At 70.7% G+C, this 10,153-nt stretch carries 8 protein-coding genes and 1 pseudogene; 5 read left to right on the forward strand and 4 right to left on the reverse strand.

The window, feature by feature from the left end; all coding sequences use genetic code 11:
* Positions 1 to 62 precede the first annotated feature (62 nt).
* Positions 63 to 1,826: an ABC transporter ATP-binding protein gene (locus D7V88_RS33910; protein ID WP_120544761.1), complete on the reverse strand. Its 1,764-nt coding sequence runs from the start codon at positions 1,824 to 1,826 to the stop codon at positions 63 to 65.
* A 159-nt stretch (positions 1,827 to 1,985) separates the two neighbouring features.
* On the opposite strand from D7V88_RS33910, the gene D7V88_RS33915 reads away from it, so the two are divergent.
* The 4 genes from D7V88_RS33915 (at position 1,986) to D7V88_RS33930 (ending at position 7,688) form a co-directional block, all read left to right on the forward strand.
* Positions 1,986 to 2,426 (forward strand): hypothetical protein, encoded by a 441-nt coding sequence (locus D7V88_RS33915; RefSeq protein ID WP_120544762.1) that lies wholly within the window; start codon positions 1,986 to 1,988, stop codon positions 2,424 to 2,426.
* A gap of 131 nt (positions 2,427 to 2,557) precedes the next feature.
* Positions 2,558 to 3,679 carry a molecular chaperone DnaJ gene (gene dnaJ / locus D7V88_RS33920; RefSeq protein ID WP_120544763.1) on the forward strand — a complete coding sequence of 374 codons (1,122 nt, stop codon included), beginning with the start codon at positions 2,558 to 2,560 and terminating at the stop codon, positions 3,677 to 3,679.
* Positions 3,680 to 3,882: 203 nt separating this feature from the next.
* Positions 3,883 to 6,018, forward strand: coding sequence for a penicillin-binding protein activator (locus tag D7V88_RS33925; RefSeq protein ID WP_244238535.1), 2,136 nt, complete (start codon positions 3,883 to 3,885; stop codon positions 6,016 to 6,018).
* On the forward strand, positions 6,015 to 7,688 hold the full coding sequence (locus D7V88_RS33930) for an aspartyl protease family protein (RefSeq protein WP_120544765.1): 1,674 nt from the start codon (positions 6,015 to 6,017) through the stop codon (positions 7,686 to 7,688). Before D7V88_RS33925 ends, D7V88_RS33930 begins: the two co-directional genes overlap by 4 nt.
* Here the strand turns inward: D7V88_RS33930 and D7V88_RS33935 are convergent.
* Positions 7,682 to 8,374: a ferredoxin reductase domain-containing protein gene (locus D7V88_RS33935; protein ID WP_120544766.1), complete on the reverse strand. Its 693-nt coding sequence runs from the start codon at positions 8,372 to 8,374 to the stop codon at positions 7,682 to 7,684. The two genes, D7V88_RS33930 and D7V88_RS33935, sit on opposite strands and share 7 nt — an antisense overlap.
* A gap of 56 nt (positions 8,375 to 8,430) precedes the next feature.
* Here D7V88_RS33935 and D7V88_RS33940 point away from each other — a divergent pair, with 56 nt between their 5' ends.
* A complete protein-coding gene (locus tag D7V88_RS33940) occupies positions 8,431 to 9,216 on the forward strand; it encodes a transglycosylase domain-containing protein (RefSeq protein ID WP_120544767.1) in 786 nt (261 codons plus the stop codon).
* Between the two features lie 19 nt (positions 9,217 to 9,235).
* Here D7V88_RS33940 and D7V88_RS33945 read toward each other — a convergent pair whose 3' ends face one another.
* Together D7V88_RS33945 and D7V88_RS43260 are read right to left on the reverse strand one after the other, a co-directional pair.
* Entirely contained in the window at positions 9,236 to 9,718 is a 483-nt protein-coding gene (locus tag D7V88_RS33945) for a hypothetical protein (protein ID WP_120544768.1), read from the reverse strand.
* A gap of 23 nt (positions 9,719 to 9,741) precedes the next feature.
* Positions 9,742 to 10,153 (reverse strand): annotated as a pseudogene (locus D7V88_RS43260) (serine/threonine protein kinase); the annotation flags it as partial.

The following is a 10,153-nucleotide window of genomic DNA, read 5'->3' on the forward strand; positions in this document are numbered from 1 at the left end:
GGGGAGTGAACAGTCGTGCGGGGGCGCGGCCGGGAAGTCATCCCGGAGGGCCAGCGCGCTGTTCAGGCGGCGACGGCGCCTTCGCCCAGGAGTCGGGCATAGCGGCCGCGCAGCGCGAGCAGCTCCGCGTGGGTGCCGGACTCCACCACCTGTCCGCCCTCCACCACGGCGATGAGGTCCGCGTCGCGCACGGTGGCCAGCCGGTGGGCGATGACGAGCACCGTGCGGCCCTTCATCAGCGCCGCGAGCCCCGCGCCCACCGCCGCCTCGCTGGTGGCATCCAGGGCGCTGGTGGGCTCGTCCAGGAGCAGCAGCGACGGGCGGCACAGGAAGGCCCGCGCCAGGGCGATGCGCTGGCGCTGGCCTCCGGAGAGCCGGCCGCCTCGCTCGCCCACGCCTTCATCCAGGCCGCCGGGCAGGGCGCGCACGAAGTCCTCCGCGTGCGCCAGCCGCAGCGCTTCCCACAGCGCGTCGTCCGTCGCGTCCGGCTGTCCCAGCAGCAGGTTGTGGCGCACGGTGCCGGAGAAGAGCACCGGCTCCTGGGGCACCCACGCCAACTGTCCCCGCACGCTGGAGGACTTGAGCGAGGAGAGGGGCACGCCGTCCCAAAGCACCTCGCCGCCGCTCGGGGGCAGGAAGCCCAGCAGCACGGAGAAGAGGGTCGTCTTGCCTGCGCCGGAGGGCCCCACCAGCGCCACGCGCGCGCCGGCGGGCACCGTGAGGTCCACGCCCTTGAGCGCCTCGCGGCCATCCGCGTAGGTGGCGCGCACGCCCTTGAGCACCAGGGCGCCCGAGAGCGGCCGGGCGTCATCGCCCACGTCCGGAGGCACGGGAGAATCCGCGAGCGCGAACAGCCGCTCCGCCGCCGCCAGGCCCGTGAGCACCTGGGACAGCGTGCCGCTCAGCGACTTCACCGGCTGGTAGAGCAGGAGCGCCGCCGCCATGAAGGAGAGCAGGCGTCCGGCGAGCGTTGGATCCATGGACACCGCACGAGCGCCCCAGGCCACCGCGAACGCCACGCCCACGATGCCCAACAGCTCCACCGTGGGGCTGAAGGCGCCCCGGATGAAGAGCGAGCGGCGCATCTCGCCCAGGTACGCGTCGGCTTCCGCGTCAAAGGACTCCAGCGCGCGGGGCACCGTGCCGTAGGCCTGCACCACGGGCAGGTTCTGGAGCTGTTCAGCGGTGATCGCACTGAGCGCGCCTAGGCTCGCCTGGGAACGGGTCGCCACCTTCTTGAGCGAGCGGGCGAAGCGGTTGACCGGCAGCACGGTCACCGGCACGACGACGAAGGTGAAGAGAAAAAGTTTCGCGTCGATGAGGAAGCACGTCGCCAGCAGTGCGCAGATTTGAAGCCCATCCCTGACGTACGATGACAGCGCCTGGGTGACGGAGAACTCCACCAGCGGTACATCCGAGGTGAAGCGTGCCACCAGTTCTCCCGAGTGACGTTGTTCGAAGAACGCGGGAGGCTGGGCGAGCAGGCGGCCATAGAGAAAGCCCCGAAGGTCCGCCATCACCCTCTGGCCCAGCCGCTGCATCAGGCCTCCCTGGAGGAACTGGGCGGTGGCCTTCACCAATGCCACCGCGACGACGAGCAGGGGCAGGCGGGACAGCAGGGCCTCTGGCGACAAGGTCATCCCCGCCACGGAGACGGGTGCACCGGTCAGGACGGCGCGAAGCAGGGGCCCGACGATCCAGGCATACGCGGCGGTGGCGGCCGCGGCGGTGAGCGAGGCCAGCGAGCCCGCGAGCAGCAGTCGGCGGTAGGGGACCAGGTAGCCCAGGAGCCGGCGGTAGACGTGCGCGGAGGGACGGGGGGCCACGAGAGGGGGCGCACTCTGTCACTGAGTCGACGGTGACGTCCAAGTGAAAGGGAAGTGGGAAGCGGACGTGCATGCCCGTCTGCCCCACGGCCGGTCAGGGGGCGCCTCTGCCCGGCTGCGTTGCCGCATCCCACACATGCGGACAGCTTGAGAGGCGCCATGGAAACCAATTCCGAAAAAGAAGTCCTGATGAATCCCGGCTGCGAGTCGGTCGTGGACGATGAAGAGCGCCGTCGCCTGCTGTGGCTCATGGCCGAGTACTTCCGGACCATCGGCTACTCGGACATCAAGGCCCGGCTCCCCGGCTTCATGCCGCCACCGGTGCTCTCCGGCACCATCGAGGATCACCGCCCGGACTTCACCTGCCGCCAGTCGGATTCGGCGCGCACGCCCATCATCCTGGAGATCGTCACGCCGGGCATGGTGGATGATCCGACCGCGGAGAACCGCTGGAGCCTGCTGGCGAGCGCCGCCAAGCTCTACAACGCGGAGCTGCACTTCGTGGTCCCCAAGTGGTCCGCCCAGGGCCCCGTCGATCCCGCGCTCAAGCGCCGGCTCTCCCGCATGGAGCTGACGGTCAACCGCGTCTGGACCGTGTAGGAACAAGGTGCCCGGCCGTACGGACCGGGGTGGGTTTCGGGCCTGGATTGCTGGCGTGTTTCGCTGCGTTATAGTGACTCTGATTTCCAACGCAGCGTAGAAACGCCAGCAATTTCCAGGGGTTCGATTCGATGGCAGCGGCCACGGGGCAGAAGCGCGACTACTACGAGGTCCTGGGCGTCCAGAAGACCGTCAACGCGCAGGATTTGAAGAGCGCATTCCGCAAGGTCGCCTTGCAGTTTCACCCGGACCGGAACCCCGGGAACGCGGAGGCCGAGGACAAGTTCAAGGAGGCCTCGGAAGCCTACGAGGTCCTGAGCGATCCGGAGCGCCGCACGAAGTACGACCGCTTCGGCCACGCGGGCAACCCCTTCGGGGACGCGGGCGGCGGGTTCCAGGGCGTCAACATCAACGACATCTTCGGGGAGATCTTCGGAGACATCTTCGGGGGGGGCGGCGGCCGGGGCCGGCGGCAGACGAGCCGGGGCGCGGATCTGCGCTACAACCTGGAGATCTCCTTCGAGGAAGCGGCGTTCGGCTGCCGTCCGAAGGTGACGATTCCCCGTCCCAAGAAGTGCGACACCTGCACGGGCTCCGGCAGCAAGAGCGGCGCGGCCCCCCGGCAGTGCTCGGCGTGCGGTGGCAGCGGGGAGCTGCGCTACACGCAGGGCTTCTTCGCGGTGTCCCGTCCCTGCGGCGACTGCGGCGGCACGGGCGCGACCATCCCGGATCCGTGCGCGAAGTGCCGGGGCAGCGGGAAGATTCCGTCCGAAGAGGTCATCGAGGTCGCGATCCCCGGCGGCGTGGACAACGGCACGCGCGTGCGGCTGGGCGGCATGGGCGAACCGGGAGACCGGGGCGGGCCCGCGGGCGACCTGTACGTGACGGTCATCGTGCGCGAGCACCCGCTGTTCCAGCGCGAGGAGTACGAGGTCTTCTGCGAGGTGCCGGTGTCCTTCACGCAGGCGGCGCTGGGCGCGAAGATCGACGTGCCGACGTTGGACGGCAAGGTGAAGATGACCATTCCGCAGGGCACCCAGTCCGGCAAGGTGTTCCGGCTGCGCGGCAAGGGCATCCCGCACCTGCACAGCCAGCAGCGCGGGGATCAGCACGTGCGCGTCATCATCGAAACGCCCACGGAGCTGTCCTCCAAGCAGCGCGAACTGCTGGAGCGCTTCGCGGAGGTGTCCGGCGAGGAGACCCATCCGCAGTCGAAGACCTTCTTCGACAAGGTGAAGGAACTGTTCGGCTAGGTCGTCCGGCAGGCGTGCGTTCCGGACCGCGCCAGGGTGCGGTCCGGAGGCCACGGGCAGGGGCGGGGCGCGCGGGATTTCCCCCGGTTTCACTCGGGGGATGCGCGCGGGCATGGCGGGTGCACTGAAGCGGACGTTCCAGGGGAATCATCCCTCCGCTCAAGTGTCGACGGAGCCGCACCCGCGCTGCTATGCACCTCGCCATGGAAGTCCTCTCCGCATCGCGCCGCGCGCTCGTTGTCGCGCTGGCCCTGTTGTTGACCGCCTGTCCCAAGGCGCCCTCCCAGACGGATGGACGCGACCCGTCCGACGGCGAGCCCACCAGCCGCCCCCGCGTGGAGGTGAAGCAGGACGCGACCGCGAACGCCGCGCTCGCCCAGGCCCGCGCGGAAGCCCAGGCCCAGCCGGACAAGAAGAAGGCCGCGGAGACCTACCTGTCCGTGCGCAAGGCCTACCCGGCCACCACCGCCGGCCAGGACGCGCTCTACAACGCGGGCGTCCTCTACTTCGAGGCGAAGGACTACGCCAACGCGCGCAAGACCTTCAACGAGCTCATCTTCGAGAACCCCCTCTACGACCAGGCCGAGGACGCCAAGCACAAGCTGGCCCTCTCCGCGATGGAGGTGGGCGCCTACCGCGACGCGTACCAGACCCTCACCAGCCTGGCCGAGCGCGCCGAAGGCGAGAAGAAGGAACAGCTCCTCCGGGAGGCGGCGCGCGCGGCGGAAGGCGCGGGCCTGTACTCACAGGCGCTGACCACGGCGGTGAAGGAAGCCGGTGATGCGCAGACCCAGGAGGACCGGGCCGCCGCCGTGGCGAAGGTGGAGAAGCTGGTGGAGGGCCGCGCGGACTTCATCGACATCGCGCGCACGCAGGAAGGCCTGTCCCCCTCCAACCCCGCGTGGCCGGTGCTCCAGTTCAAGCTGGCGCGCATCTACTACCACCTGCGCGACTGGACCCGCCTGGAGGAGACCCTCCAACGCTTCCTGCGCGACGCCCCGGACAGCAGCTTCGCGCCCCAGGCCCGCGACCTGCTGGCGCGCGCCACCCGCCGCGTGGAGGTGCGTCCGCGCACCGTGGCGGTGCTCCTGCCCATGACGGGCCGCTACCAGCCCATCGGTGAGGCGGTGCTGCGCGGCGTGAAGCTGGCGCTCCAGGGCAGCGACGTGGAACTCGTGGTGAAGGACACGCAGGGCGACGTCAACAAGACGGGCCAGGCGATGGAGCAGCTCGCGTTCGACGACGGCGCCATCGCGGCGCTGGGGCCGCTCCTGGTGGACGACACCAAGCGCGCGGCGCTGCTCGCGGAAGAGCTCCAGGTGCCGCTGCTGACGCTGAGCCGGCAGGAAGGCATCACGGACATCGGCCCGTACGTCTTCCGCAACATGCTGACGAACTCCGCGCAGGCGCGCGCCATCGCGGACTACGCGATGAACGTGAAGGGCTACAAGAAGTTCGCGGTGCTGTACCCGAACATCCCCTACGGCGTTGAGCTGGCGAACGAGTTCTGGGACGAGGTCGTCGCCCGTGGCGGCGCGGTGCGCGGCGCGGAGGCGTACTCGTACGACCAGACCACGTTCACCAGCGAGGCCAAGCGGCTGGTGGGGCGCTACTACCTGGAGGACCGCGGCGACTGGGCGGAGGCCGTGCGCGACGTGCAGGGTGAGAACATCACGGACGCGTACCGCCGCCGCAAGGCGATGGAGAAGGCGCGCAGTGGCGTGGAGCCCATCGTCGACTTCGAGGGCCTCTTCATCCCGGACGACTGGCGCCGGGTGAGCCTGGTGACGCCCGCGCTCGCGGTGGAGGACATCGTCACCAACGCGTGCGACCCGCGCGACCTGGAGCGCATCCGCAAGACGACGGGCAAGAAGGACCTGAAGACCGTCACGCTCTTCGGCACCAACCAGTGGAGCAGCCCCAAGGGCCGCTCGGGCCTGCCGGAGCTCTTGGAGCGCGGCGGCAAGTTCGTCACCTGCTCGGTGTACGTGGACGGCTTCTTCGTGGACTCGCAGCGGCCGGCCACGCAGAAGTTCGTGAAGTCCTACCGCGAGGCCTACAAGGAAGGCGGCCGAGACCCCGGCCTGCTGGAGGCCATCGGCTACGACTCGGCGCGCATGGTGCGGCAGGTGCTGGACAAGCAGCGCCCCAACTCGCGCGCGGCGATGCGCGAGGCCCTGGCGGGCCTGAAGGACTTCGACGGCGCCACCGGCCGCACGTCGTTCAACGACAAGCGTGAAGCGGACAAGCAGTTGTTCCTGCTGTCGGTGGACAACAAGGGCGTCAACGAGATCAACGTCGACAAGGAAAAGGCCGCCGTCCGCGGCTCGGGTTCATGAGCGTGCGTGCCGGGGGCTTCGTCCTCGCGGGTGTCCTGTGCCTCGTCGGCTGCGGGCACGCCCGCGTGGGACTCTCGCCAGAGGCGCTGACGCGGCTGGATGCGACGCCGGGCGGCTACCTCGCGGGGCCGGTGGAGGGCTTCGACACGCAGCCCTCCGTCCTCAACCGCAAGGACTTCGTCTGGGCGCTGGACTTCGCGCCTCGGGGCGGCCGCGTGGCGTACACGCGCCTGGGCGGCACGGCGTACCACGTCTCCGTGTGGGACCTGGACGTGGGCGCGCGGAAGCCCGGCGACGCGCCGGTGCCGGCCCCGGTGATGCTGACGGATCCGCAGGTCAACGCGCAGCAGTACGACCTGGAAGGCGTGACCTTCTCGCCGGATGGCGCGCTCGTGGCCACGGTGAGTCGCAGCGGCGCGGTGCAGTTGTTCGACGCGGCGACGGGCGAGCAAAAGGGCGCGCTCGCCACCGAGGAGCCGCTGGTGTCGGTGGCCTTCCACCCGGATGGCCGGTGGCTGGCGGTGGGCAGCGCGCAGGGCCTGGTGACGGTGCTGTCGGTGCCGGGGCTGGCGTTCGGCGCGGAGTCGCGGCTGCACACGGGGCCGGTGAGCGCGCTGGCGTTCGCTGCGGACGGGACGCTGTATTCAGGTGGCTGGGATGGCCACGTGCGCACGTCGGACACGCCGGAACAGTCGCTGCGTCCGGACGTGGCGCGCACGCACTTCGAGCGGCGCGGTGGCTTCGCGGCGGTGCAGGGCAGCGTCAACGGTGGAGCACCGGTGGTGTTGGCGTTGGACTCGCGCTCGCCGGTGGTGGTGCTCACCACGGCGGCGGCCACGGCATCCGGCATCGACGTGGCGTTCCTGAAGGACACCGTCACCGTGCCGGGCGCGCTGGGCAACACGGTGGCGCGGCTGGCGCGGGGGCAGACGCTGCGCTTCAAGGCGCTCGCGCTGACGGGCATGGACGTCGCGGTGTGTGACGCGTGCGTGCCCCAGGGCAGCCAGGGCGTGCTGGGCTCGCCCTTCAGCGACCGCGTGGACGTCGTCTTCGACGAGACGACGGCGGAAGCGGTGCTCACGCTCAAGGGCGGCGCGCCGGAAGGGACGCCTGCGGTGATGGCGCGGGGGCTGACGCCGAAGGCGGACTTCACCTTCCCGGCGCACGTCAACGACGTCACGGTGGATGCGCGCGGCCAGCGACTGGGCGTGGCCTTCAGCGAGGAGAAGGCGGAGCGCAACCTCAAGGTGTACGAGCGCGAGCGCAAGGGCCTGGAAGACCCGCAGGGGCCGTGGAACGCGGCCGCGCTGGTGGACGCGGGCTCCGGGAAGGTGCTGCGCAAGTGGGCGGTGCACCACGGCGTGGTGTCCTCCGCGGCCATCTCTCCGGATGGCCGTTCGCTGGCGTCGGGCGGTTGGGACAAGACCGTGCAGCTCTTCACCGAAGCCGAACCGTTGCCGAAGGGCACGCTGGAGTTCGGCTGGTCCGTGCGTCGTGTGCGCTTCGCCCCGGACGGGCGCCAGGTGGGCGTGGCCGCGTGGACGCCGCAGAAGGTCACCGGCAACCAGGAGAGCGACCCGGCGGCCCTGGTGGTCGGCGTGCGGTACGCGGCTCCCGGCGTGGAGGCGCGCGGGGCGGCCGCAGTCCCCACGGCGGTGGAGGCTCAGTAGTTGAGGAACACGGCGCTCTGCGGAACGCCGCGCTGGCGCAGTTCAGCCATCACGTCCTGCACCATCTCCGCCTGTCCGCACACGAAGGCGACGGCGTTCTCCAGCGACTCCTCGCCCAGGTGGGCCTGCACGTAGCCGGTGAGCCCCTCCCAGCCGCTGACCCCGGGCTGGCTCACGGTGCGCACCACGCGCACGTCGTCCGCCTGCCACCGCTCCAATTCCCTCGCGTAGGCGAAGCTGCTCGGCGTGCGCGCGCCGAAGTACAGCGTCACCCGGCCGTACGCGCGGCGCTCCTGGTGCAGGCTTGCGATGACGGGGCGGATGGCGGAGATGCCGGAGCCGCTGGCGAACAGCAGCAGGTCATGGCCGCGCGCCTTGTCCATGGGGAAGCCCGGACCTTCCGGACGCGACACCTCCACGGGCGTGCCCACGGGCAGGCGCAGGAGCGCGGAGGGCAGGGCCCCGTCGTGCTTGAGGAGGAACTCCCAGTGCGTGCCCTGGGGGGCGGGCGGCGAGGCGATGGCGAACATGCCCGGCTCCTGCCCTGGGAGGCGCAGGCGCACGTACTGGCCGGGGTGGGCATGGGTGCCCACGAGGGCGGTGCCCCGGAGGTCGAGCACCAGGTCGGTGAGGCCATCCGCCGCGGGGGCGCGGGCGCCGACGGTGGCGGTGTGCCATTGGCTCATGGGAGCTTTCTAACCGGACCTTCTGTCATGTGCCCACCCTGGGTAGAGTCGGGGGTGTGAAGACCGTCTTCTGGCTGTTCATGTTCCTGGTCGGCCTGGCCGGCGTGGTGATTCCGCTCACGTACCTGTACACGGCCAGCAAGCTGCCGCGTCTGGAGAGCGAGTTCGACGTCGAGAGCCAGTTGCGCCACCGCATCGAAGGCGACCGCATGAGCGTGCTCGTGGGCCGCATGGACCAGGGCGGCAGCGAGCGCGCGCGGGTGGCCTTCTCGCGGCCCGACTTCTCGCGGATGCCCAAGGACCTGGTGGCGCTCTACATCCGGCAGATGGAGTGCCCCACGTACTTCCAGACGCCGCGCGAGGATGGACGCGCGTGGGCGTGGCGCCTGTTCGCGGGCGTGACGTTCGGGACGTCGCCTCCGGGCGACGGCGCCTGCGAGCGGCGGCTGGCGATGCGCATCGCGCGCGAGGTGGGCATCGAAGGCACGCTGCCGTTGTCGGTGGCGGCGCACCGGCTGCACGCCTTCTTCCAGAAGGACCAGCTCATCGCCTACGAGCTGTCCATCCTGCGCTTCGAGCGCGGCGTCGTCGGCGTGGAGGATGCGTCGCGCAAGCTCTTCGGCCGCGAGCTGGCGGAGCTGCAATTGTCCGAACTGGCGGAGCTGCAGCTCGCGTTGCCTCCCTACGGGTTCTATTCCGACCTGAAGAAGTGCAAGAACTCGAGCCTCATCCGGCAGAACCGGGACATGTTGTTGCAGGACCTGGCCGGGTACTCGCTGGTGAGCGAGGAGCGCGCGCGCAACGCCATCGCCCAGCCGGTGGCGTGCCTGTCGGCGAAGTAGCCGTCACGTCGCCCGTGCCTCAACGCCGCACCTCCGGGGGCACCTGGGACAGCCAGCCCACCTCCAGCGCGGCCCACAGGCCCAGGAGGATGGCTTCGGCGGCGTCGTGGCGCAGCGACGTGGGGCGGGGCGCGTGGGACCAGCCGATGACCCGCCGCGCGAGTCCATCCGCGGCGTCCTTCGCCTGGGGGCCGCTGCGCTGTTCCCGCGCGTAGAGCAGGCGCGAGCGCCAGTCCTCGGCGGCGACGCGCAGCACGGGCAGGGCGCGGCGCAGGGCCTCGCGCTCCCAGACGTCGGCGATGGGGCCGCCGCCTTCCAGCACGAGCCACGCGAGCGGTGACGCGTCGAGGAGCACGGCGGGCACCGCGCGCTTGAGCCGCGCGTGCGTGCCGAAGTTCTGCGAGCGGTACCAGTGCAGCCGCCCGTCCGCGCCGAAGCGCGCCAGGCCGGAGCGAAGCCCCAGGTCCACCGCGAGGAGCGCAGGGCCGGGGGCGGCGGTCACGGGCGGAAGGGTGGACGCGACGACTACTTGAGGTAGGTCGCCCGCCAATCGCGGAGGTCTTCGAGGATGAGCGCGCGCTCCTGCACGCCCTCCGCGTTCTCCAGGCGGGTGATGAAGCGGTTCACGGTGTTGAGCGCGGTCTGCCGGGACAGGCCCTTGTGACGCTTGTCGTTGGCGTACAGGGGACTGGCCTCGATGTCCTCCGAGAGCTTGAGGAGCTGTGCCTTGAGGGCCTTCTCGGACAACGAGTCCGGACGCTTGCTCGGAGCGGAGGCGGAGGCGTCCTCCCGGACGGTCTTCGTCGTCACGCTCTTCGCGATGGGCGGGCTCACCTTCACCGGTGGCTCTTCCACCACGGGCGGCGGAGGCGTCTCCACCACGGGCGCCGCGACGATTTCAGGCGGAGGTGGCGGGGGGATGAGCTTCGGCGAGGGC

Source organism: Corallococcus terminator, from assembly GCF_003611635.1.
Taxonomy (GTDB): domain Bacteria; phylum Myxococcota; class Myxococcia; order Myxococcales; family Myxococcaceae; genus Corallococcus; species Corallococcus terminator.